Source organism: Pseudomonas sp. IT-P74 (assembly GCF_949768175.1).
Classification (GTDB): Bacteria; Pseudomonadota; Gammaproteobacteria; order Pseudomonadales; family Pseudomonadaceae; genus Aquipseudomonas.
Genome location: NZ_CATKQD010000055.1, coordinates 187,890 through 211,487 on the forward strand (window position 1 = coordinate 187,890; position 23,598 = coordinate 211,487).

At 60.2% G+C, this 23,598-nt stretch carries 17 protein-coding genes; all 17 read left to right on the forward strand.

The features are described from left to right. Positions 1-9 precede the first annotated feature (9 nt). The 17 genes from flgK (at position 10) to ACM6J5_RS21305 (ending at position 23,509) form a co-directional block, all read left to right on the forward strand. Positions 10-2,067: a flagellar hook-associated protein FlgK gene (flgK, locus tag ACM6J5_RS21225; RefSeq protein ID WP_150673925.1), complete on the forward strand. Its 2,058-nt coding sequence runs from the start codon at positions 10-12 to the stop codon at positions 2,065-2,067. A 13-nt stretch (positions 2,068-2,080) separates the two neighbouring features. Further along, positions 2,081-3,652 carry a flagellar hook-associated protein 3 gene (locus tag ACM6J5_RS21230; RefSeq protein WP_414929284.1) on the forward strand — a complete coding sequence of 524 codons (1,572 nt, stop codon included), beginning with the start codon at positions 2,081-2,083 and terminating at the stop codon, positions 3,650-3,652. Between the two features lie 124 nt (positions 3,653-3,776). Then, positions 3,777-7,349, forward strand: coding sequence for a glycosyltransferase (locus ACM6J5_RS21235; protein WP_414929285.1), 3,573 nt, complete (start codon positions 3,777-3,779; stop codon positions 7,347-7,349). A 290-nt stretch (positions 7,350-7,639) separates the two neighbouring features. Beyond that, a complete protein-coding gene (gene rfbF, locus ACM6J5_RS21240; protein ID WP_008052842.1) occupies positions 7,640-8,413 on the forward strand; it encodes a glucose-1-phosphate cytidylyltransferase in 774 nt (257 codons plus the stop codon). Next, complete coding sequence (gene rfbG, locus ACM6J5_RS21245; RefSeq protein ID WP_095946236.1) at positions 8,395-9,477, forward strand: CDP-glucose 4,6-dehydratase; 1,083 nt, start codon at positions 8,395-8,397, stop codon at positions 9,475-9,477. Before rfbF ends, rfbG begins: the two co-directional genes overlap by 19 nt. Further along, a complete protein-coding gene (locus ACM6J5_RS21250) occupies positions 9,474-10,034 on the forward strand; it encodes a dTDP-4-dehydrorhamnose 3,5-epimerase family protein (protein ID WP_095946235.1) in 561 nt (186 codons plus the stop codon). The genes rfbG and ACM6J5_RS21250 overlap by 4 nt, the downstream gene beginning before the upstream one ends. Further along, entirely contained in the window at positions 10,031-11,257 is a 1,227-nt protein-coding gene (locus ACM6J5_RS21255) for a class I SAM-dependent methyltransferase (protein ID WP_095946234.1), read from the forward strand. Before ACM6J5_RS21250 ends, ACM6J5_RS21255 begins: the two co-directional genes overlap by 4 nt. Continuing rightward, complete coding sequence (locus tag ACM6J5_RS21260; protein ID WP_414929286.1) at positions 11,254-12,105, forward strand: NAD-dependent epimerase/dehydratase family protein; 852 nt, start codon at positions 11,254-11,256, stop codon at positions 12,103-12,105. The genes ACM6J5_RS21255 and ACM6J5_RS21260 overlap by 4 nt, the downstream gene beginning before the upstream one ends. Then, entirely contained in the window at positions 12,102-13,172 is a 1,071-nt protein-coding gene (locus ACM6J5_RS21265; protein WP_095946232.1) for a class I SAM-dependent methyltransferase, read from the forward strand. Before ACM6J5_RS21260 ends, ACM6J5_RS21265 begins: the two co-directional genes overlap by 4 nt. A gap of 17 nt (positions 13,173-13,189) precedes the next feature. After that, positions 13,190-13,927, forward strand: coding sequence for a cephalosporin hydroxylase family protein (locus ACM6J5_RS21270; RefSeq protein WP_095946231.1), 738 nt, complete (start codon positions 13,190-13,192; stop codon positions 13,925-13,927). Between the two features lie 51 nt (positions 13,928-13,978). Further along, positions 13,979-16,915: a glycosyltransferase family 2 protein gene (locus tag ACM6J5_RS21275; RefSeq protein ID WP_414929287.1), complete on the forward strand. Its 2,937-nt coding sequence runs from the start codon at positions 13,979-13,981 to the stop codon at positions 16,913-16,915. Positions 16,916-16,945: 30 nt separating this feature from the next. Beyond that, a complete protein-coding gene (pseB, locus tag ACM6J5_RS21280; protein WP_414929288.1) occupies positions 16,946-17,947 on the forward strand; it encodes a UDP-N-acetylglucosamine 4,6-dehydratase (inverting) in 1,002 nt (333 codons plus the stop codon). Then, positions 17,944-19,107 (forward strand): UDP-4-amino-4,6-dideoxy-N-acetyl-beta-L-altrosamine transaminase, encoded by a 1,164-nt coding sequence (pseC, locus tag ACM6J5_RS21285; RefSeq protein ID WP_414929289.1) that lies wholly within the window; start codon positions 17,944-17,946, stop codon positions 19,105-19,107. Before pseB ends, pseC begins: the two co-directional genes overlap by 4 nt. Before the next feature lie 6 nt (positions 19,108-19,113). Beyond that, positions 19,114-19,809 (forward strand): pseudaminic acid cytidylyltransferase, encoded by a 696-nt coding sequence (gene pseF, locus ACM6J5_RS21290; RefSeq protein WP_095946227.1) that lies wholly within the window; start codon positions 19,114-19,116, stop codon positions 19,807-19,809. Further along, complete coding sequence (pseG, locus tag ACM6J5_RS21295; RefSeq protein ID WP_095946226.1) at positions 19,806-21,311, forward strand: UDP-2,4-diacetamido-2,4,6-trideoxy-beta-L-altropyranose hydrolase; 1,506 nt, start codon at positions 19,806-19,808, stop codon at positions 21,309-21,311. Before pseF ends, pseG begins: the two co-directional genes overlap by 4 nt. After that, positions 21,304-22,356 carry a pseudaminic acid synthase gene (gene pseI, locus ACM6J5_RS21300; RefSeq protein ID WP_095946225.1) on the forward strand — a complete coding sequence of 351 codons (1,053 nt, stop codon included), beginning with the start codon at positions 21,304-21,306 and terminating at the stop codon, positions 22,354-22,356. The genes pseG and pseI overlap by 8 nt, the downstream gene beginning before the upstream one ends. A gap of 226 nt (positions 22,357-22,582) precedes the next feature. Then, the gene (locus ACM6J5_RS21305) at positions 22,583-23,509 is read left to right on the forward strand and encodes a ketoacyl-ACP synthase III (protein WP_095946224.1); all 927 of its coding nucleotides are present in this window, start codon (positions 22,583-22,585) and stop codon (positions 23,507-23,509) included. Positions 23,510-23,598 lie beyond the last annotated feature (89 nt).

The following is a 23,598-nucleotide window of genomic DNA, read 5'->3' on the forward strand; positions in this document are numbered from 1 at the left end:
GTCTGAACCATGAGTTTGCTCAATATCGGGATGTCGGGGCTGAGCGCCAGCCATAACGCCTTGGCGACTACCGGCAACAACATTGCCAACGCCGACACCGCCGGTTACTCGCGCCAGCAAACCGTGCAGGGCAGCAAGGGGTCGATTCAGTACGGCAACGTCTACATCGGCACCGGCACGACGCTGGCCGATGTGCGCCGGGTATACAACAGCTACCTCGACGCGCAGTTGCAGACCACGACGTCGCTCAACAGTGATTCGGCCGCGTACCTTGGGCAAGTCACGCCACTCGATACCTTGCTGTCCGACAGTGGTACCGGTCTCAATGGTGCCCTGACCAAATTCTTCGCCTCGGTACAGAACGTCAATGCCAAACCCGGCGACGACGCCTCCCGCCAGTTGTTGCTCAGCGATGCCCAGGCCCTGAGCAATCGCTTCAACTCCGTGTCCAGCCAGTTGAACACGCAGAATGCGAACATCAACGGCAACCTGACGAACATGGCAGATCAGGTCAACAAGCTGGCCACGACCCTGGCGCAGTTGAACCAGAAAATCAGCGAGATTTCGAGCTCCGGCGGTACGCCGAATGAACTGCTCGATGCCCGTAACGAAACCATGCGCCAGCTGTCGACCTTCACCGGCGCACAGTATGTCGAGCGCGACGGCAACGTCGATGTGTATCTGGGTAGCGGCCAGCCACTGGTGATCGGCAGTACGGTCAACAAGCTCGAGGCGGTGCCGGGTAAAGATGATCCGGGACGCTTGTCGCTGCAGCTCAATCGTGGTTCGAGCACCATCGACATCACCTCGATCATGGCCGGTGGTGAAATCGGCGGCCTGCTGCGTTATCGCAGCGAAGTGCTCGATCCGGCCATGAATGAATTGGGTCGTGTGGCGCTGGTCGTCGCCGATCAGATGAACAGTATCCAGGCTCAGGGCATCGACAAGAACGGTGATTTCGGTTCGAACCTGTTCAACAGCATCAACAGTGCCGCGCAGATGTCTCAGCGCAGCATTGCGTCCACCAGCAACAGTGCCGGCTCCGGTAACTTCGATGTGAGCATCGAGGACACGGGCAAACTGACCATCAACGATTACAAGGTCACGTTCACCAGCGCTACCGATTACACCGTTCAGCGCCTGCCCGATAACACGCCGATGGGCAACTTCAGCACCACGACGACACCTGCGCCGGTGATCGACGGGTTCTCGATGACGTTCAACGGGGGAGCTGCCCAAGGCGACACTTTCAAGCTCACCCCGACACGTAACGCATCGGCCAATATCAAAACCGAGATGACCGACTCCAAGCGTCTGGCCATCGCGGCGCCGTTGGGAGCGGCCATTGCTGCGGGTGGTAGCGGCACGCTGACCATTCCGGCCAGCGGTCAGCCGACCCTGACTACCCGATTCGACCTCTACGACGCGGCCACCACCACCGCGATGCAGAACGGTATGAAGTATTCGACGCCGGTTAAAGTGGTGTTTGGCGATCCGTCGGCTGACGGCACGACCCAGAGCTATCAATTGCTGGATGCCAAAGGTGGCGTTCTCGGCAGCGGTACCATCCAGCCTGGCCAGAACAACACCTTGAACCTGAGCATTGCGCTCAAGGATTCGACCGGTGCGCCGATCCCGCCAGCGCCTGCCACGCAGTACACCGTTGATTTCGACATGACCGTCGCCGGTTCACCTGGCAAGGGCACGGCGATCAACGTCAGCCTGAGCCAGCCAGGTTCCCTGGACAATCGAAACGGCACGGTTCTGGCGGGTCTGCAGACTGCGCAAACAGTCGACACCGGTTCGGCAAGCAAAGGTATTTCGCTGAATGATGCCTACGGCAAACTCGTCGAGGGCGTCGGCTCCAAGGCGGCCCAAGGCAAGCTGGACAGTGCTGCGACCACCGCCATTCTGGCGAACGCCAAGGGCGCGCGTGACTCGCTTTCGGGTGTCGACCTCGACGAGGAAACCGGCAACCTGGTCAAGTACCAGCAGTACTACACCGCCTCTTCGCAGATCATCAAGGCTGCGCAGGAAATCTTCAGCACACTGATCAACAGTCTTTAAGGAGTCGTAGCCCATGCGCATTTCTACCGCCCAGTTTTACGAGTCCTCGGCAGCGAACTATCAGAAAAATTTCGCCAACGTGGTCAAGAGCAGCGAAGAGGCGAGCAGCCTGGTTCGCGTCAACACCGCAGCGGATGATCCGGTTGGCGCTTCGCGTTTGCTGCAATTGGGTCAGCAGGCTTCGATGCTCGACCAATTTTCGACCAACATGACCACCATCAAAGGCACGCTCGGTCAGACCGAAGCGGTGATGACCAGCATCGGCAACGTGTTGCAGCGGGCCAAAGAACTGGCGCTGGGTGCGGGCAACGCCGGTTTTACCGATGCCGACCGTCAGGCGAACGCATCCGAGCTGGGTGAGATTGAAGAGCAATTGCTCAGCCTGATGAACAGCAAGGACGAAAACGGCAAATACATCTTCGCCGGCTCCAAGGGTGATGTGGCTCCGTTCAGTCGCAACACCGATGGCACCTACAGCTACAACGGCGACCAGGTGACCCTCGACCTGCCAATTGGCGACAATCAATCGATGGCTTCCAACAGTACCGGTTGGGACGTATTCCAGCAGGCGATCAACACCAACCGAACGTCCGCCACGCTTACGTCGCCAGCGGTGGATGACGGTCGTGTCGCGTTGTCCAACGGTCAAGTCGCGTCGGATGTCACCTACAGTGCCAAGTTCCGTAGCGGCGAGCCTTACACCGTGGAGTTCTTGAGCAGCACTCAGCTGAAAATCACCGATGCGCTGGGTAACGACGTAACGTCTGAAGCGAGCCAGAACGGCGTGTTCAACTCCAACAACGCAGCCACGCAAACCGTGAGCTTTCGCGGCGTTGATCTGAACCTCAATATTAACCTCAAGGCAGGTGACAGTGCCGACCCGGATGCGGCAATTGCCGGCCACAGTTTCACCCTGGCGGCCAAGCCGGACAGCTTCAATACTTCGCGCAGCCCGGGCAATCCTTCGAGCGCCCTGGTAACAGGCGCCTCGGTGACCAACAGCGCTGACTACCACGCCAGCTTCCCGGGCGGTGGTGCTGTGCTCAAGTTCACCAGCGCTACGGATTTCGAACTGTATGCCGCGCCGGTGACGGCTGACAGCACGCCAGTGTCGACCGGCACCATGGCTGGCACTACCGCAACCGCATCGGGTGTTTCGTTCACCGTCGCCGGCACACCGGGCGCAGGTGACCAGTTCTCGGTAGCGGTCAACACGCACCAGACCCAGAACGTTCTGGATACGGTCAGCCAACTGAAAATGGCCCTGTCGACACCGACCAACAATAATCCCATCGCCATTCAGAAAATGAACGCGGCAGTCACAGCCGGTATCGGCAACCTGGCCAGCGGCATCGATCAATTGGCCGCCGGTGTCAGTTCTGTGGGGGGGCGCGGTGCATCGCTGGTGACCCAGACGGACATCAACCAGAGTCTGGTACTGGCCAACACGCAGACCCAGGGCGCCATTCGCGACTCCGATCCGGCTGAAGTAATGACCCGCCTGACCCTGCAGCAAACCATGCTGCAGGCATCGCAATTGGCGTTCAGCAAGATCGCTCAGTTGGGCCTGTTCAACAAAGTCTGAGTCAGGGCCTTCCCGATGACTTCGCGAAGGCTTTCGACAACCGAGTGAAAACCGTCTTTTTTCTGCGGTTCTGGGAGTCTTGCTTCATCCAGGCAAGCTCCCGCCGCTCGCGAGTTCCCCCGCCGTGAAACCAGCACCTCTTGTCACCATTGCCATTCCCGCCTTCAATCCGCAATTCTTCCTCGTGGCACTGGAAAGCGCCCTGAGTCAGACCTACGCCAATCTTGAAGTGATCGTCTGCGATGACAGTGGCGGTGACGAGATCCGCGAGATCGTCGATGCCTGTGAAGCGCCTGTCTCGATTCGTCTGCGTTATGTGCGCAATCCGCGGCGCCTGGGTTTTCAAGGCAACCTCATCGCGTGTGCGCAGGAAGCCAGCGGCGACTACCTGAAATTGTTGTGCGATGACGATCAGTTGCTGCCTGAGTGCATTGCGCAACAGATCGCCGGATTCATCGATCACGACGACGTCAATCTGGTCATCGGCCAACGGCAGTTCTACGACGAAGACTGCATCCTGTTATCCGACCGTGTGGAAAATAGCTGCTTTTCCAAAGGTGTCACCTTGTTCAAGGGTGAGGATCTGTTGGGGATTCTGGAAACCACTGTCTTTAATTTTCTCAGTGGCCTCAGTGGGGCCTTGCTTCGAACTCTGCATGCACTGGAATACTTGCCGGCCCTGACGCAGATCGGCGAGGGCTTTGTTGCGAACCTGGATTTTGCTTTGTTCGCGTGTCTGTTGCGACGCGGCAATCTTGTCGTGGTCGGGCAGATCCTGAGTCTTGAGCGTTTGCATCCGGCGCGCCTGAGCAACCAGTCCGCAGTCAAGGCTGCGGTCGTGACCGAACTCGACTGGCTCAAGCAAATGCTCGCTCTGCGCAGTGGCGAGCCGGCGCCGGCACCCGGTTGGGTGCGTCATGTTGCGCTGGCCGATGCCATTGAAGGGCAGGCTTATGCGTGGGAAGAGGCCGCCCTTGGCCGACAGCTGGGTTTCATTCAAACCCTGGTGAATTCCCGGGTCGGCCCGGATTGCGACAGTTTCGCTGACATGTATCGGCAATGGCTGTCCTGCCGCCATCTGAATCCGGCCCAGCAACGCCTGCTTGATGCTCGCGTGCAGAGTTGGAGCTGGCGTCCGCGCGTCGTGCCGATCGTGCTCGACAGCGAAGGTGATTTGTCGGCGTTGGAGGACACCCTCAAAAGTCTTCGTCAGCAAGCCTACAGCGCTGAGCAAGTGGTGGTGCTTTCCCCATTGCGGCACGCACCTGTCGACGGTGTGCGTCATGTGCCACTGGAGGCGGACGCGGTTGCCCAGTTCAACCACCTGCTGGCCGAGTTGGACAACGCGGACTGGATCTATCTGGTTCGCGCCGGTGACCGCATGCATGAACTGGCGCTGCTGTTGCTCGCCGAGCGCATGGTGGAGATGCCGGATGTGCGCTGCCTTTACAGCGACGAAGGCGGCTTGCGTGACGAGATCTCGATCGAGCCGGTGTTCAAGCCGGATTTCAATCTCGACTTGATGCGCAGCTTTCCCTATGTCGGCCGTGTGCTCGCGCTACAGCGCCAGCGCCTGTTGGAACTTGGCGGGATGGCGGCGGGCTTTGGCGAGCTTGGCGTGCACGATCTGCTCTGGCGCCTGGTCGAAAACAACGGGCCACACGCGATCGGGCACATTGCCGAAGTTCTGGTGGAGTCCACCCTGCGCCTGTCCCGGTGGCTGACACAACCACAGGTCATGGATCAGGCCCCGGTAGTGTTGTCGGCGCATCTGACGCGCCTGGGTGTTCCTCACCGAATCCGCACCGGCAGTCAGCGGATGATCAGTCGTGTGGACTACCTCCATGTTCAACCGGACATGGTGTCGATCATCATCGCGACCCGTAATGAGCTGGCGTCTCTGGAGCGTTGCATTGAAAGCCTGCTGGAGAAAACCACCTGCCAGCAATTTGAAGTGCTCATTGTCGATAACGGCAGCACGGCGCTGGATGCCTGCAACTGGCTGTCGGCCGTGGAGCAAATGGGAAGCGACAAGCTGCGCGTGCTTCGTTGTGATTATGGCGACAATCTGGCGGCGGTGCACAACTTCGCCGCCGGCCAGGCTCGCGGTGACTACCTGTTGTTTTTCAGTCCGTGCAACAGCGTGGTCAATCCGGACTGGCTCGACGAGTTGCTCAACCATGCCCGGCGTCCGGAAGTCGGCATCGTCGGTGGCCGTCTGGTGAGTCCGCAAGGGCGCATCGAAGGGGCTGCGCTGGTGTGCGGGCTGCGGGGGGCAGTGGGGGTGCCCAATCGTGGCGAGCTACTGAATACGCCGGGTTACATGCAGCGCCAGCAGACCGTGCAGAACTTCAGCGCGGTGGGCATCGACTGCCTGCTGGTGCGCAAGAAGGTCTTCGATGAAGTGCTCGGCCTCGACGAAAAAGACCTGTCGCAGGCACTCAATGGCGCAGACTTCTGCCTGCGGGTGAAGCAAAACGGATACCTGGTGGTATGGACGCCGTACGCCGAACTGATGCGAGTGACAGTGGCTTCCTATGGGGAACCGGCCCCGCGCATCCTGCAAAACGAGCAGAAAAGCTTTTATCAGCGTTGGTTGCCTCTGGTTGCCAGGGATCCGGCTTACAACCCTAATCTGAGTCTGGGCAGCAGTAATTTCAGTCTCGAACCCGGATTCAAAAGCGGCTGGGATCCGTTCTTCCGTCAGTTGCTGCCCAAGGTGCTGGCGATCCCGATCAACACGTCTGCCGTGGGCCATTACCGGGTTGCCCAGCCGTTTCTTGAGCTGGAAGCGGCCGGGCGTATAGTCGGACATTTGAGTTACCACACGCCGACGAACATCGAGCTTGAGCGCAGTTCGCCGGACGTGATTGTGTTGCAGGGTCGCTATAGCCGGAACGCGGTCGACGAAGTGGAGCGCGTCAAAGACGCCTCCCGGGCATTCAGGATTTTCGAGCTGGATGACTATGTGATCGATGTGCCGAAAAAGAACGCACACATTCGCAAGGCTGAAGTCGGCGTCGACAGTATCGTGCGTCGTGGCATCAGTCTGTGTGACCGGGTGGTGGTATCGACCCAGCCGCTGGCCGATGCATTGCGCGACATGCACCACGACATCCGGGTCGTCCCGAACATGCTGGCGCCACACCTGTGGGCCGGCCTGAGCAGTCGTCGACGTACTTCGCGAAAACCTCGCGTCGGCTGGGGGGGCGGGACCAGTCATGACGGCGACCTGGCGATCATTGCCGATGTCGTCCGTCTGCTGGCCAACGAAGTCGAGTGGGTGTTCTTCGGCATGTGCCCGCCGGCGCTGCGTCCGTTCGTTCATGAATTCCATCCAAGCGTCGGCCTGGACGCCTACCCGGCCAAACTGGCCAGCCTGAACCTTGACCTGGCACTGGCACCACTTGAATTTCATATCTTCAACGACTGCAAGAGCAACCTGCGCCTGCTGGAATACGGTGCCTGCGGCTACCCGGTGATCTGCACCGAGACTGAAGCCTATCGCGGCTATCTTCCGTGCACCAAGGTCGTGAGCAACAGCGCCGAGGAATGGCTTGAGGCGATCCGCATGCATCTGTCCGATCCAGAGGCCAGCTACCGCATGGGCGATGCGTTGCGCGAGGAAGTGCTGCGCGATTACATGCTCAAGGGCAACAACCTCAATTACTGGGTCGAGGGTTGGTTGCCCAACTGATCCGAAGTGAATATTGGTGTTTGAGCAGGCGGCCTTGGGCCGCCTGTTTTGTTTGTGTCGAAAGCGTCGCAAATCCCGCTGATGGATTCATCCCTTTTTTCATGGCCGATTACGCCACCGGCATAGAGCCTGCGCGGCTGGCGCGTTTCCTGCACGTCCCCCTCAAATCGCCATAAAACGAGCGCTCGCGGTCATTCCACCAGCGCCCGGAACGGTAGAAGGTTTAGCCAGAAGGCCCGCAACGCTCAAGAAAGCTGCGCGCAGCCGGGTGAAGAACAAGAGGGGAGACGATGAAGGCAGTTATTTTGGCGGGTGGCCTCGGCACGCGCATCAGTGAAGAGTCGCACCTCAAGCCCAAGCCGATGATCGAGATCGGCGGCAAGCCAATTCTCTGGCACATCATGAAGCAGTATTCCGCCCACGGAATCCACGATTTCGTGATCTGCCTTGGCTACAAGGGTTACGCGATCAAGGACTTCTTCGCCAACTACTTCCTGCACACCTCCGACGTCACCTTCGACATGCGTAACAACCGCATGGACGTGCACCAGAATTACAGCGAGCCGTGGAGCGTCACCCTGATCGACACCGGCGAAGAAACCATGACCGGTGGCCGTCTGCTGCGTGCCGGTCGATACCTGAAGGATGAAGAGGCGTTCTGCTTCACCTACGGCGATGGCGTTTCCGATCTGAACATTCGTCAATTGGTGGACTACCACCGAGCCCATGGCCGTCTGGCAACCGTCACCGCCGTGCAACCGCCCGGTCGTTATGGCGCGCTGGACCGTCACGGTGATCAGGTGCTCGGGTTTACCGAGAAACCGCGTGGCGACGGTGGCTGGATCAATGGCGGATTTTTCGTTCTGTCACCCAAGGTGCTGTCGTATATCGCCGGTGACGGGACGACATGGGAAGCCGAACCCTTGGCGCGCCTGGCCCAGGAAGAACAGTTGAAAGCCTTCGAACACAATGGTTTCTGGCAACCGATGGACACCCTGCGCGACAAGAACCATCTCGAAGCACTGTGGCAGAGCGGGGAGGCCCCATGGAAGCAATGGGCCTGAGTGCGGATTTCTGGCGTGGCAAGCGCGTCCTCGTTACCGGCCATACCGGTTTCAAAGGCAGCTGGCTGACGCTGTGGCTGCAAAGCCTCGGCGCACAAGTCAGCGGTTTTGCCCTTGATCCTTCAACCGGGCCGAGCCTGTTCGAACTGGCGCGTGTCCACGAAGGCATCAACGATCAGCGCGGCGATCTGCGGGATCTCGGTGCCTTGCTGGAGATCATCGCCGAAACCGAGCCTGAGATCGTCCTGCACCTGGCCGCTCAGCCGCTGGTGCGTGAAGGTTATCGCGATCCGCTCGGCACCTATTCCAGCAACGTCATGGGCACGCTCAACTTGCTCGAAGCGATTCGACAGGTCGGCTGTGTGCGTGCCTGCGTGCTGGTGACCACCGACAAGGTCTACGCAAACAAGGAATGGCTGTGGCCGTACCGCGAAGACGAAGCCCTGGGTGGCCACGATCCTTACAGCAGCAGCAAGGCCTGCTGTGAACTGTTGGCGCAGTCTTATGCCGCGTCGTTTTTTCCGGCCGACAAATACGCCGGGCACGGTCTGGCCCTGGCTACCGCGCGTGCCGGCAATGTCTTGGGCGGCGGTGACTTTGCGCCTGAGCGACTGATTCCCGACGTGCTCAGAGCCTGGACGGCAGACGAGCCGGTGACCCTGCGCTACCCGCAAGCCGTGCGCCCGTGGCAGCACGCGCTGGAGCCACTGGCCGGTTATCTGCAATTGGCCGCCGGCCTCTACGAGCAAGGCCCGGAATACGCCGGTGCGTGGAACTTCGGCCCGGGCGAAGCGGACATGTGCAGCGTCGGCGAAGTCGTCGAAATGCTTGCCAATCGCTGGCCACAAGCCCGTGGTCTACGCATCGAGCCGAGTGAATTGCACGAGGCCGGTCTGCTACGTCTGGACAGCAGCCGCGCGCGCCAACGGCTCGGCTGGCAGCCACGCTGGACCTTGCAACAATGCCTGACTCAAACCCTCGACTGGCATCTGGCATGGCAGAACGGCGATGACATGCGTGCCGTGACCCTTGGCCAATTGAACCTGTACCGAGGCGCACTGTGAGCGAGTTTTCCTTGCGCGCGCTACCGCTGGCCGGGCTGTTCAGCGTCCAGCACAAGCGCTTCGAAGATCAGCGCGGGCACTTCGCCCGACTGTTCTGCGAGGGCAGCCTGAGTGCGTTTGGCAGCGAATTTCACATTCGTCAGATCAACCATTCCCGCACCCGTGAGAAGGGCAGTGTGCGCGGTCTGCATTATCAGAATGCCAATGCGCCGGAAGCCAAACTGATCACCTGCCTGCGCGGTGAAGTGTGGGATGTGGCGGTAGACCTGCGCCCCGAATCCGAGACCTTTTTGCATTGGCACGCCGAGCATCTGAAGGCGGGTGACGGTCGCGGTCTGCTGATTCCGGCGGGGTTCGCCCACGGTTTCCAGACACTGACTGAAGACGCCGAATTGCTTTACCTGCACAGCGCCGATTACGCGCCGGAGCATGAGGGCGGTCTGTCGGTGAACGATCCACGGCTGGCGATTGCCTGGCCGTTGCCTGTCAATAATTTGTCAGCGCGTGATTCCAGCCATCCCGCGCTCGATCAACACTTCGCTGGAGTGCGTCTATGAACTGCCGTGGGTGCGCCGCACCGCTGAGCCTGCCGCTGATCGACCTTGGCACCTCGCCACCGTCCAACGCCTACGTGCATGCCGATCGCCTGGAGCAGGCCGAGCAATGGGTACCGCTGAAGGTCGCCGTGTGCCAGCAATGCTGGCTGGTGCAGACCGAGGATTACACCCGCGCCGACAGCCTGTTCGACGCCGAGTACGCTTATTTCAGTTCGTTCTCCAGCACCTGGCTGGCCCATGCCGAGCGCTATGTCGCCGAAATGGTCGAGCGTTTCGGCCTGACTGCCGACAGCCGCGTGGTCGAAGTCGCTGCCAACGATGGTTATCTGCTGCAATTCGTGGCGGGTCGCGGCATCCCTTGCCTGGGTGTCGAGCCCACTCGCAGCACTGCGCAAGCCGCGCGGGAGAAAGGCCTGGAAATTCGTGAGCTGTTCTTCGGTCGTGAAACTGCCGCGCAGTTGAACAGCGAAGGCTGGGGCGCCGACTTGATGGCCGCCAATAACGTGCTCGCGCATGTGCCGGACATCAATGATTTCCTCGGTGGTTTCGCAACGCTGCTCAAGCCGACCGGCGTGGCCACTTTCGAATTCCCGCAACTACTGACGCTGATGGCCGGCGCGCAGTTCGACACGCTGTATCACGAGCACTATTCCTACCTGTCTTTGACTGCCGTGCAGACCCTGTGCGAACGCAATGGCCTGGAAGTGTTCGACGTCAGCCCACTGAGCACTCATGGCGGATCGCTGCGGGTGTTTGTGCAGCGCAAGGACGGCGAACGTCGCGCGGTACAAGCGAGCGTGCAGCAGCAGTTGCAGGCCGAGCTCGATGCCGGGGTGAAAACCGCCGAGTACTACACGAGCCTCGCGCCCGCCGCTGAGCGCATCAAACATGAACTGCTGCGCTTCCTGTTGCAGGCCAAGGCCGACGGCAAGCGCGTAGTCGGCTACGGCGCAGCGGCCAAGGGCAACACGCTGCTCAATTACGCCGGGGTCAAACCCGACCTGCTCGCCTGGGTGGCCGACGCCAATCCGCACAAGCAGGGCAAGTTTCTGCCGGGCAGTCGCATCCCGATCGTGGCGCCGGCGCAAATCGACCTGGAAAAACCCGATTACGTGCTGGTGCTGCCCTGGAACCTGCTGCACGAAGTCAGTCAGCAACTGGCGCAAGTGCGTCAATGGGATGGGCGCTTCGTGATCGCCGTGCCTGAGTTGAGCGTACTGTGAGAATTCTGGTTACGGGAGCCACGGGCTTCGTCGGTCGGCATCTGGTCGCTGCGTTGCTGACGCGCGGCTGTGCCGTTCGCGCCGTGGCGCGCAATGCAGACACGGCGCAGGGCATGCCGTGGATAAACGATGTCGAGTTCGTGAGCGCGGATATTCACGCCGCCGATCTCGATGTCAGCGCGCTGACCGATGGCATCGACGCGCTGGCGCATCTGGCCTGGCCGGGGTTGCCGAACTATCGGGCACTGTTTCATTTTGAACACAACCTGATGGCCGATTACCGCTTTATCAAAGGCGCGGTCGAGGCGGGCGTGAAGCAGGTTCTGGTCACCGGTACTTGCTTCGAGTACGGCATGCAAGGCGGACCGCTCAGCGAAAGTACCGAGCCGCGCCCGAGCAATCCGTACGGTCTGGCCAAACACACGTTGCACCTGTTTTTGCAGAACCTGCAGCAGGAACATCCGTTCACCTTGCAGTGGGCGCGACTGTTCTATCTGCACGGCGAGGGACAGAACCCCAACAGTCTGCTGGCGGCCCTGGACAGTGCGATCGATGCCGGTGAGCAATCGTTCGACATGTCCGCCGGTGAACAGCTACGCGATTTTCTACCGATTGAAACCGCGGCCGGTTACCTCGCCGCAATCGTGCATCAGCGCGATTTCGACGGCGTTATCAATTGCGCCAGTGGTCAACCGGTGTCGGTACGGACGCTGGTCGAACAACGCCTGCGCGAACGCGGCGCGACGCTGAATCTGAACCTTGGCCACTACCCATACCCGAGCCACGAACCGATGGCGTTCTGGGCCGTGACCGAGCGTTTGCAACAGTTATTGGGAGAGCCGCAATGAGGCACGAGTTGTATCGGGTCACCGACCTGCCGGTGTTGCAGAATCGCACTTTTGCCGATGCCGGGTCGGCGCGAGCCTCTGCCAGTGCCGACATGCTGCTGGTGCAGGACGAGCGCAGCGGCCTGGTCTTCAATGCCGCCTTCGACGCCGACAAGCTCAGCTACGACGCTGACTATCAAAACGAGCAGGCACATTCAGGGCAGTTCCAGAAGCACCTGAGCGACGTCGAAGGCATCATCGCCAGGCACTTCAAGGGCCAGGAGCTGATCGAAGTCGGCTGCGGCAAGGGCTACTTTCTTGAACTGCTCAAGGGCCTGGGCTATTCGATCACGGGCATCGATCCGGCTTACGAAGGCGATAACGCCGACGTGATCATAGCGCCGTTCACTCGCGGTCTCGGTCTGGCTGCGCACGCCATCGTCCTGCGGCATGTTCTGGAGCACATTCAGGATCCGGTGAGCTTCCTCGCTGAAATTGCCAACGCCAACCAGGGCGGGCAGGTCTACATCGAAGTGCCGTGCTTCGACTGGATCCTTGAGCATAAAGCCTGGTTCGATCTGTTCTACGAACACGTCAATTATTTCCGCCTCGATGACTTGCGCCGGATGTTCGGCACTGTGCACGAGGCTGGTCACCTGTTCGGTGGCCAATACCTGTACATCGTCGCCGATCTTTCCACGTTGCGCCTGATCCCGGAGCAACCGGTACCGCGCCTGACGCTGCCGCAGAATTTCACCGCCAGCCTCGACCGCGCGGTGCAGATCGTTCAAGCCGCGCCCGAGCAGGGTTCGGCGATCTGGGGCGCCTCGTCCAAAGGCGTGATCTATTCGCTGTTCCTGCAACGCGCGGGTGTGGCGGTTGATCGAGTGGTGGATATCAACCCGGCCAAGCAGGGACGTTATCTGCCGCTGAGCGGTGCCCGCGTGTCTTCGCCGCAAGAGGCCCTGGACGCGTTGCCCGAAGGCGCCAACCTGTTTGTGATGAACTCCAATTACCTCGAAGAAATCAAGCGGATGACCGGTGGACGCTACGTCTATCACGCCGTTGACAGCGCTTCGTTCCAGTGACCCTTGAGATTTTGACAATGACCGACAACAGCATCAATAAAGCCTTCGAAGCCGAGTGCCGGGAACAGATTGCCCAGCAGGGCGACGACCAGAAACTCACTGGCCTGGCCCGAGATTTCTTCAACGAATCGGCCAGGCACAAGTACAGCTACCACTTCTCGTGGATGGGCCGTCCGATCATCCAGTTGCCACAAGACATGATGGCGATGCAGGAGATCATCTGGCAGGTCAAACCGGACCTGGTCATCGAGTGCGGCATCGCCCACGGTGGTTCGATCATCTACTACGCCTCGTTGCTGGAGCTGCAAGGCCACGGTGAAGTACTGGGCATCGACCTCGACATTCGCCCGCACAACCGCGAGGCGATCGAAAGCCATCCGATGGCCAGGCGCATCAAGATGATCGAAGGTTCCAGCATCGACCCGGCCATCGCGGCTCAAGTTCACGCTGCGGCCAAAGGCAAAAAAGTCATTCTGGTCCTCGACTCCAATCACACCCACGACCACGTACTCGAAGAGTTGCGCCTGTACGCGCCGCTGGTTTCGGTCGACAGCTACTGCGTGGTGATGGACACCGTGGTGGAAGACATGCCGGCCGACTTTTTCCCGGATCGCCCATGGGGCCCGGGCGACAACCCGAAAACCGCGGTATGGAAATACCTGGAAGAGAACAAGGATTTCGAGATCGACCAGCAGTTGCAAAACAAGCTGCTGATCACCGTGGCGCCGGACGGCTATCTGCGTCGCGTTCGTTAATCAAAAACAGTTTCAGGCGTCAGGCGACTGGCCGGTTGCGGGGATAGGAAAATGCAGGTTCAAAGCAGTACGCAAACCAACGTGACACCGCTGAACGAGCTGTTCACGGTGGTGCTGATCACCCACAACCGCAAGGCGTTCCTGCGACGCGCGTTGCAGTACTACAGCAGTTACTCCGCCAAGGTGATGGTGCTGGATTCATCGGTGCAGGGCGATGACAGCATCGCGGGCGATTTTCCTTCGGTCGATTATCGCCATTTACCTGATTACACCTATCTGGGGTTTCAGCAAAAGCTGGCCTATGGGGTCAGCCAGGTTACTACGCCCTACATGGTGCTGGCCGCTGACGACGATTTCATGCTGCACGGTGCATTGACCGACTCGGTCAATTTTCTGGAAGCCAACCCCGATTACGGCATGTGCCATGGCTATTGCCTGATGTACCTCACGCACGCCAACTTCGTGCAGTACTATCGCCGTGACAAGAAGGTGCAAGAGGACTACAACGCCGAGCGTGCGCAGGATCGTATTCTCGACTACATGGGGCAGTACATACCGCCGTTCTATGCAGTGCATCGCACCGCGTTGTTGCAGGACTGGTATGCGGCGATGCCGCAAGGCACGATTTTCGAGTGGCAGGAAATCGGCCATGTGTATTACGTGCTGGCGCGGGCCAAGGCGCGGATTCTGCCGATTCCGTATGTGGTGCGGGAGGTCAACTATGGCCGCTCGGATCACAACACCGAGATCATTCACGTCCTCAGTTTCAAGGATGCCCGTTCCGTCGCCGAGCGTGAGCGCTTTGCCGGTTTCCTCGCCACGTTGCCAACCGACATCGATGAGCCGAACGCGGAGCAAACCGCAGCCTTTGCCCTGCAGAGTTTCCAGGCGCTGGCGAACAGCCTCGCCACACGCAATGCACTGACGATCGAACCGATCTTCGAGTCCTGGTGGAAAGACCCGACTACCGGGCCGAAACGAGTATTCGGACCCAAGCAATACGTCGAAATGCCGTTCTACAATCAGGCGTTTTTCGATCGGTTGACCGAGTTTGAATTCCTCCTGCATGCGATGCCTGCGGGGCGCTTGCAACTTGAAGAAATGGAAGGTGCATTGCTCAAGCAGCACACGCTGCTGGGCACCTATTCCAATGACACGACCGAGACTATCCAGAACCGCTTGCTGGAAGCCGTGCAGTTGGGGCCGTTCAACCGTCGCGTCGTGCAGAAAATGCATCGGCAGTTGCTGGACATGGGCCAGAACGGTGATGCGCAGGTACTCGCAGACTGGATGGCGCGGCTGGACAGCGTGCCGACCTACGATAGCCGTCAACTGCTCGACAGCACGCGTTCCGGCCAATTGATGAACTGGTTGCAGGCACGTCAGCCGAACGAGACCGCCATCCGCAAGATCAATCAACAGCTGGCGACTGTCGAGGGCGGGCCGCGGTTCGGCATTCTGTTACTGGATCTTGAAGCTGATATGGACAAGCTTCAGGTCACCTTCGACAGCCTGATGGAAAGCGCTTTCCGCGCGTTCAAGGTGGTGGTCTTCACGACAGGGGACCTGCCGGCTGTCACGACCGAACAGAGCACCGTGCATTTCGTCAAAGTCAGCACCGCTAACTACGTCGACAAGCTGAACCAGATCGCCCGGCGCTCGAATGCCGATTGGCTGCTGCTGGCCGAGGCCGGTGACGAGTTCACCCGCAGCGGTTTCCTGCGTGCCAGCCTTGAACTGCAGAACGCCGAAGGTTGCCGTGCAGTGGCCATGGATGAGATCCATCGTCGTCCTGATGGTCAGTTGACTGAAATGTTCCGCTCGGCCTTCAACCTCGATCTGCTGCAAAGCATGCCGTCGCTGACGGCCCGGCATTGGCTGATTCGCCGCGAATTCATGGTCGAGGCCGGAGGCTTTGCCCGCGAGTACAGCGATGCGCTGGAATTCGACCTGCTGTTGCGCCTGATCGACGCCGGAGGCCTGGCCGGTCTGGCGCATCTGGCCGAGCCGTTGCTGATCACCCCGGCCGTGGCGCCGACGCCGAGCGAGCATCAACGTCAGGCCCTCGCGCGGCATCTGGCAACCCGCGGTTATCAGGCGCAAGTGAGTGCCGAGGCATTCGGTGGCTTGCGCGTCGATTACCGCCACGCCGACCGACCGAAAGTGTCGATCATCGTCTGCAGCGATGACAATCAGGAACACCTGCAGCGTTGCCTGGTGAGTGTGTTGCAACGCACGCGTTATCAGAACAACGAGATCATCATTGCCGACAACCACAGCCAGTCGAGTGAGCTTTTGGCCTGGCTGGAAAGCCTCGAGCAAAACGGGCGTGGGCGTATTCGTCTGATCAGGAATGAGCAGCGCCTGAGCGCTTCGGCATTGGTCAATCAAGCTGCCGCTCAGGCTCAAGGCGAATATCTGGTGCTCCTGGCAGCGGACGCCGAAGTGCTCAACGCCAATTGGATCGAAGCCCTGCTGAACCAGGCACAGCGCCCGGAAGTCGGCGTGGTCGGCGCCAAACTGGTGGATCGCGAAGGCTCTGTCACTGGCGCCGGATTCATCCTGGGCCTTGGTGATGGTTTGGCTTCACCGTTCCTCGGCGAGAAAAAGGACGCAACGGGTTACATGCACCGGTTGCTGGTCGAGCAGAATTGTTCGGCGGTCTCCCGCGTATGCCTGATGCTGCGCAAGGAGATTTTCGAGGCCTTGGGTGGACTGGATCAGGAGCATTTCGATGAGGCGTTCGCCGATGTCGACCTGTGCCTGAAAGCCGCGGATGCGGGGCTGTTGACCGTATGGACGCCGCAGGTGCAGATCGTCCACACCGGCACGTTGGCGAACGATGCGCAGGCCATTGCCGCGCTGCAAGACAAGTGGCAAGCGCACTTTGCCCAAGACGTTGCCTACAACCAGAACCTTTCCCTGACCGGCAAGGGCTTCACCCTCGGCCAGGCCTCCAGTATCGACTGGGCGCAGTTGCTCGCCTAAGCCTGACGATCAGGAAACAGGACTCAAGACATGTTCAACGCTCAATCGATTTTCATCTCCGGCGGCACCGGCTCGTTCGGTCGCAACTTCATTCGTCGCTTGCTGGAGCAATACCAGCCCAAGCGCGTGGTGGTGTTCTCGCGCGATGAACTCAAGCAATACGAAATGCAGCAGACGTTCAACGCGCCGTGCATGCGTTACTTCCTCGGTGACGTACGCGATGCCGACCGTTTGCGTCAGGCGATGCGCGGCATCGATTACGTGGTGCACGCGGCCGCGCTGAAGCAAGTGCCGGCGGCGGAATACAACCCGACCGAGTGCATTCGCACCAACGTCAATGGCGCGGAAAACATCATTGCCGCCGCCATCGACAATGGCGTTAAGAAAGTTGTGGCGCTGTCGACCGACAAGGCGGCCAGCCCGATCAACCTGTATGGCGCAACCAAGCTGCTGTCGGACAAACTGTTCGTGGCTGCCAACAACATTGCCGGCGAACAGCAGACCCGTTTTGCCGTGGTGCGCTATGGCAACGTGGCCGGTTCGCGGGGGTCGGTGGTGCCGTTCTTCAGCAAATTGATTGCCGATGGTGCCGAAGAATTACCGATCACCGATGAGCGCATGACACGCTTCTGGATCACCCTCGACCATGGTGTGCAGTTTGTTCTCGACAGCTTTGCACGCATGCACGGTGGTGAAGTATTCGTGCCGAAGATCCCGTCGATCCGCATCGTCGACTTGGCGCGCGGCATGGCCGAGCACCTGCCGCACAAGCACGTCGGGATTCGTCCGGGCGAGAAACTGCACGAGCTGATGGTGCCGCTGGACGATGCGCGGATGACCCTGGAGTTTGCCGATCACTACACCATCCAGCCGTCGATCCGCTTCACCAGCGTCGATGTCGATTTCGCTGTCGACAAACTGGGCGAGCGCGGTCAGCCGGTGGGTGAAGAGTTCGAATACCGGTCCGACACCAACCCGCACTTCCTCTCGGTCGGGCAGATCGCCGCACTGCACGCGAAGCTGTCGAAATGATCCCTTACGGTCGGCAGAATCTCGATCAGGCCGATATCGAAGCCGTGGTCGACGTGCTGAAATCCGACTGGCTGACCCAAGGGCCGACCATCGAGCGTTTCGAACGGGCGATGGCCGAACGTTGCCAGGCGGATTACGCGGTAGCGGTGTGCAACGCCACGGCGGCGCTGCACATTGCCTGTCTGGCGGCCGGTCTCGGCGTGGGTGATCGCTTGTGGACGACGCCGAACACTTTTCTGGCCTCGGCCAACTGCGGTCGTTATTGCGGCGCCGAGGTTGATTTTGTCGATATCGATCCGCTGACCTGGAACCTCGATGCGTTCGCGCTGGCCGCGAAGCTGGAACGGGCCGAGCGCGACGGTACGTTACCGAAGGTTTTAGTGGCGGTGGCGTTCTCCGGGCAAAGCTGTGACATGCGCCGGATCGGCGAACTGGCCGAGCGCTACGACTTCACCGTCATCGAAGATGCTTCGCATGCGGTCGGCGCCTCATATGCCGGTCGTCCTGTGGGCTGTGGTGAATTCGCGGCGATGACCGTGTTCAGTTTTCATCCGGTGAAGATCATCACCAGTGCCGAGGGCGGCATGGTGCTGACCAATCGCGCGGAGCTGGCCGAGCGCTTGCAGCGCTTGCGCAGCCACGGCATGACCCGCGATCCGCAACAGATGAGCGAGCCCAGCCACGGCCCCTGGTATTACCAGCAGGTGGAGTTGGGCTTCAATTACCGGATCACCGATTTGCAAGCCGCGCTCGGGCTGTCGCAGCTTGGCAAGCTGGATGAGTTTGTCGCCCGTCGACGTGAGCTGGCGGCACGCTATGCGCGCTTGCTGGCTTGTCTGCCTGTGACATTGCCGAGCGCACAGTCCGAAGCCGAATCCGCCTGGCATTTGTACGTGGTGCGTTTGCAGAGCGAGCGCATCAACCTCAGCCATCGTCAGGTGTTCGAAGGCTTGCGCGCGGCCGGGGTCGGGGTGAATCTGCACTATATTCCGGTGCACTTGCAGCCTTACTATCAGGACCTGGGTTTTGCCGAGGGAGACTTTCCCGAGGCCGAACGTTATTACGCAGAAGCGATCAGCCTGCCGCTGTTTCCACTGCTGACCGATCAGCAACAGGACTACGTGGTCGAGCAATTGCGACGCTTGGTTCTTGAGGAGTAGGACAAGGTGAGCTGCGTTGCGATCATCCCCGCCCGTGGTGGCAGCAAGCGCATTGCGCGCAAGAACCTGAAGCCGTTCGACGGCGTACCGATAATCGTCCGTTCGATTCGCACTGCGCTGGAGTCGGGATTGTTCGAGCGCGTGGTGGTCAGCACCGACGACGAAGAGATTGCCCGGGTCGCACGAGCGCATGGCGCCGATGTGCCGTTCCTGCGGCCGGCTGAACTTGCCGACGATTTCACCGGTACCGCTGCTGTGATCGTCCACGCCTTGCAGCAGTTGCCGGGCTTCGATTACGCCTGTTGTGTGTACGCCACCGCGCCGCTGTTGCAGGCGCGGTATTTGCGTCAGGGTTTTGATTTGCTGGAGCAGCGTGCGGACAAATCCTTTGCCTTCTCCGTCAGCAGTTTCGGTTTCCCGGTCCAGCGTGCGCTGACCCTCGACGGGCAGGGCGCGCTGACAGCGTTGTATCCGGAATTTCGTAATACCCGCTCGCAGGATCTGCCTGAAGCATTTCAGGATGCCGGTCAGTTCTACTGGGGGCGCAGCGAGGCCTGGTTGCGCGGCGAGGTGTTGTTCTCACCGGCCAGTCTGCCGGTGATCGTGCCGCGGCATCTGGTACAGGATATCGACACGCCAGAAGACTGGACGCGCGCCGAGTATCTGTACGCCGCACTCAAGGCGGGCGGAGAACTTTCATGAGAGTGCTGATTCGTGCCGACGCCTCGCCGACCATCGGCAGCGGCCACATCGCTCGTTGCCTTACGTTGGCGCGGGTGTTGCGCAAGCAGGGCAGTCATGTGGCGTTTGCCTGTCGGCGCTTGCCGGGACATCGGCTCGACGCCTTGCAGGCCGAAGGTTTTGAGACGTTCGCGCTGCCCGAGCGCTATGTCGATGAAGACCCACAGCAGACTATCGAAGCGATGCTGCCTTGGCAGGCCGACATCGCAGCGCTAGCCCAATTGCTTGAGGAGCACGCGGGGTTCGACTGGATCATCGTCGACCACTATGGCCTCGATCATCACTGGCAAACGGCGGCCCGGCGCTGGGCACCACGGATTGCCGCGGTGGATGATCTGGGGACCCGGCGCTACAGCGTCGATCTGCTGCTCAATCAGAACTTGTCGGGCCTGACCGAGAATTACCCACCACTGCTGCCTGAAGGTTGCCGCACGCTGCTCGGCCCGCGCTACGCCATGTTGCGTGAAGAGTTCAGTTGCCCGGCCATCGCGATCAAACCCAGGGCGCAGCGGGTGCTGGTGAACTTCGGTGGTTTCGACGCGGCAATGCAGACCCATCACGCCATGTTGGCGCTGGCCGATTTTGCAGCGCTGGAGGTGGACTTTGTCGCCGGTGCCGATAACCCGGCATGGGCGCAGATGCAGGCACTGGCCGAGACTCGGCCGAACTGGCATCTGCACAGTTTTGTCAGCGATTTTTATCAGCGCATGAGCGCGGCCGATCTGTTTATCGGCGCGGGTGGCGGTACCAGTTGGGAGCGCGCGGCCATGGGCCTGCCGACGATTTGTATCGCCGTGTCGAACAACCAGCAGGCCAACGGCGAAGTGATGGCGGCAGCGGGGGCGCATGTGTTCATGGGCGCTCGCGAGCAGGTCAGCGTCGAGCAATTGCGCCAGGCTATCGGCTTTGTCGCCGAGAATTTTTATTTGCGTCAGAGCCTCGCCGATCGTTCGCGGCGATTGGTCGATGGTGGCGGGGCGCTTCGCGTCGCGGTAGCGCTGGCCGGTGCCGTGCTCAACCTGCGCGTGGCGACTACGCAAGATGCTCAGCTGTTGTTCGAGGGGCGCAATGCCAAGGCCGTGCGGCGCTGGTCGAAGGATCAAGGCTTGATCGACTGGGCGCAACACCTGAACTGGTTGAACGCAAGTTTGCGCAACCCGCAGCGTCTGCTGTTGATTGCCGAGGCCGATGACGGTCCGGTGGGGGTCTTGCGTTATGACCTGCGCGGGCTCGAAGCCGAAGTGTCGATTTATCTGCTTGAGGGGCGTTTCGGGCTTGGCTGGGGCAGGGCGTTGCTGGCGCGCGGCGAGTCGTTCGTCAGCGAATACTGGCCGCAACTGACGACCATTACGGCCCAGGTGCTGCCCGCCAATCACCCCTCATTGAATGTTTTTCGAGACGCCGGGTTCACTCAAGGTGCCTGCGCGTTCACCCGTGTTTTGAAGGAACATCCGCATGCCTAGTTTCAAGATTGGCAACCGCCTGATCGGTGCCGACGCGCCGCCGTTCATCATTGCCGAGATGAGCGGCAACCATAACCAGTCGCTGGACGTTGCCCTGCAAATCGTCGAAGCGGCGGCCAGAGCCGGCGCGCATGCCTTGAAACTGCAAACCTATACAGCCGAGACCATGACTCTGGATATTGCTGAAGGTGAGTTCTTCATCAAGGATCCGGGCAGTCTGTGGGCGGGCAGCTCGCTCTACGATTTGTATGAAAAGGCCTATACGCCGTGGGAATGGCATGCGCCGATTTTCGCCCGGGCCAAAGAGCTGGGGATGCTGGCCTTCTCGACGCCGTTCGATGACACGGCGGTGGATTTCCTCGAAAGCCTCGATGTGCCGGCCTACAAGATCGCCAGTTTCGAAAATACGGATTTGCCGTTGATCCGCCGTGTGGCCGCCACCGGCAAACCGCTGATCATCTCCACCGGCATGGCCAGCATCGCCGAGCTTGATGAAACCGTGCGCGCGGCCCGCGAGGCCGGTTGCAAGGATCTGGTGCTGCTCAAATGCACCAGTACTTATCCGGCGACCCCACTCAACAGCAACGTGCGCACGATCCCGCATCTGCGCGAATTGTTCGGTTGTGAAGTGGGACTGTCCGACCACTCCATGGGCGTTGGCGTGTCCGTCGCCGCTGTCGCGCTCGGCGCGACCGTGGTGGAAAAACACTTCACCCTCGACCGCGCGGCCGGCGGGGTGGATGCCGGTTTCTCGCTGGAACCTGAGGAAATGGCCAGTCTGGTGCTCGAGACCGAACGCGCCTGGCAGGCCATGGGGCAGGTGCAATACGGCCCCACCGAGGCCGAGCGCAAGTCGCTGGTGTTTCGCCGTTCGTTGTACGTCACCGCTGACATGGCCGCCGGTGAGCTGTTTACCGAGGACAATCTGCGCGCCATTCGTCCGGGTCTCGGTTTGCCGCCCAAGCATACCGACGCGCTGCTCGGGCGCCGCGCTCGGGCCCCGATCAAGCGCGGCACGCCGCTGGACTGGTCATTGGTTGAATGACCCGATATGCAACCGATTCGGCAAAATAGCGTGACCTGCGAGTCATAACGCGCATCTTCACTGTATTGTATTGATCGGGGAGATGGCGCCTGGTCCTTTATTGGATCCAGTGATAGCCCTTTGCGCTCCCCATGGCTGTCCGTTGTGGCGGCCGTTTTCTGTTTGTCGGCGCCCCTCGAATCCTTGCGAGCGGTGGTCTTGGGCTGTTTTTTATTGGGAAGCCGTAATGATTGGCATAAAAAGCATTGCGAGCTACGTTCCTGTAGCCGGCGTGGACAATTACGCACAAGGTGCAAAATTCGAGAAGGATGAAGAATTCATCCTCGGCAAGATCGGTTCGGCATTCCTGCCGCGCAAAGATGCTGAACAGGAAACCTCCGATCTGTGCGTGGAAGCGGCCAATGCGCTGTTTGCCAACAACCCTGAGCTGAAGCGTGAATCGATCGACGCACTGATCGTCGTCACCCAGAACGGTGACGAAGAAGGCCTGCCGCACACCGCGGCGATCGTGCAGGACAAACTCGGTCTGCCGACCAATGTCGCTGCGTTCGATATTTCCCTGGGCTGCTCCGGTTACGTTTACGGCATCTACGCGATCAAGGGCTTCATGGAAGCCGCTGGCCTGAAAAACGGCCTGCTGATTACCGCTGACCCCTATTCGAAGATCGTCGACCCGGAAGATCGCAACACCACCATGCTCTTCGGCGATGCCGCTACCGCGACCTGGATGGGCGAAGATCCGTCCTGGGCGCTGGGCAAGGCCAAGTTCGGCACCGACGGTTCTGGAGCACCGCACCTGAAAGTCACCGATGGCGTGTTCTTCATGAACGGCCGTCAGGTGTTCAACTTCGCGCTGCTCAAAGTACCGGCACACTTGCACGAATTGCTCAACGACTCAGGCCTCAAGGCCGATGACATCGATGCGTTCTGCATTCACCAGGGCAGTGCGGCGATAGTCGATGCCGTGGCGCGGCGCTTCGAAGGCGAGCCGGAGAAGTTCATCAAGGACATGGTCGAGACGGGTAATACCGTGTCGTCGAGTGTTCCGCTGCTGCTGGAAAAACACGTGCTCGATTCTGACTGGAAGCGCATCGCGATCAGCGGTTTTGGCGTAGGTTTGTCCTGGGGTTCGGCGATCATCTACCGTCCCTGAGCAAGCTCCTTATCGGTAAATCGCGGCACAAAATAGCGCTCAAGGTGTAACCTTGAGCGCTATTTTTTTGCCCGAATTTTCACGAGGCG

Excerpts from the sequence above, each read along its gene's own strand:
- flgK (WP_150673925.1), top strand. The coding sequence starts at position 10 with ATGAGTTTGCTCAATATCGGGATGTCGGGGCTGAGCGCCAGCCATAAC.
- ACM6J5_RS21230 (WP_414929284.1), top strand. The coding sequence starts at position 2,081 with ATGCGCATTTCTACCGCCCAGTTTTACGAGTCCTCGGCAGCGAACTAT.
- rfbF (WP_008052842.1), top strand. The coding sequence starts at position 7,640 with ATGAAGGCAGTTATTTTGGCGGGTGGCCTCGGCACGCGCATCAGTGAA.
- rfbG (WP_095946236.1), top strand. The coding sequence starts at position 8,395 with ATGGAAGCAATGGGCCTGAGTGCGGATTTCTGGCGTGGCAAGCGCGTC.
- ACM6J5_RS21255 (WP_095946234.1), top strand. The coding sequence starts at position 10,031 with ATGAACTGCCGTGGGTGCGCCGCACCGCTGAGCCTGCCGCTGATCGAC.
- ACM6J5_RS21265 (WP_095946232.1), top strand. The coding sequence starts at position 12,102 with ATGAGGCACGAGTTGTATCGGGTCACCGACCTGCCGGTGTTGCAGAAT.
- ACM6J5_RS21270 (WP_095946231.1), top strand. The coding sequence starts at position 13,190 with ATGACCGACAACAGCATCAATAAAGCCTTCGAAGCCGAGTGCCGGGAA.
- ACM6J5_RS21275 (WP_414929287.1), top strand. The coding sequence starts at position 13,979 with ATGCAGGTTCAAAGCAGTACGCAAACCAACGTGACACCGCTGAACGAG.
- pseB (WP_414929288.1), top strand. The coding sequence starts at position 16,946 with ATGTTCAACGCTCAATCGATTTTCATCTCCGGCGGCACCGGCTCGTTC.
- pseC (WP_414929289.1), top strand. The coding sequence starts at position 17,944 with ATGATCCCTTACGGTCGGCAGAATCTCGATCAGGCCGATATCGAAGCC.
- pseG (WP_095946226.1), top strand. The coding sequence starts at position 19,806 with ATGAGAGTGCTGATTCGTGCCGACGCCTCGCCGACCATCGGCAGCGGC.
- pseI (WP_095946225.1), top strand. The coding sequence starts at position 21,304 with ATGCCTAGTTTCAAGATTGGCAACCGCCTGATCGGTGCCGACGCGCCG.
- ACM6J5_RS21305 (WP_095946224.1), top strand. The coding sequence starts at position 22,583 with ATGATTGGCATAAAAAGCATTGCGAGCTACGTTCCTGTAGCCGGCGTG.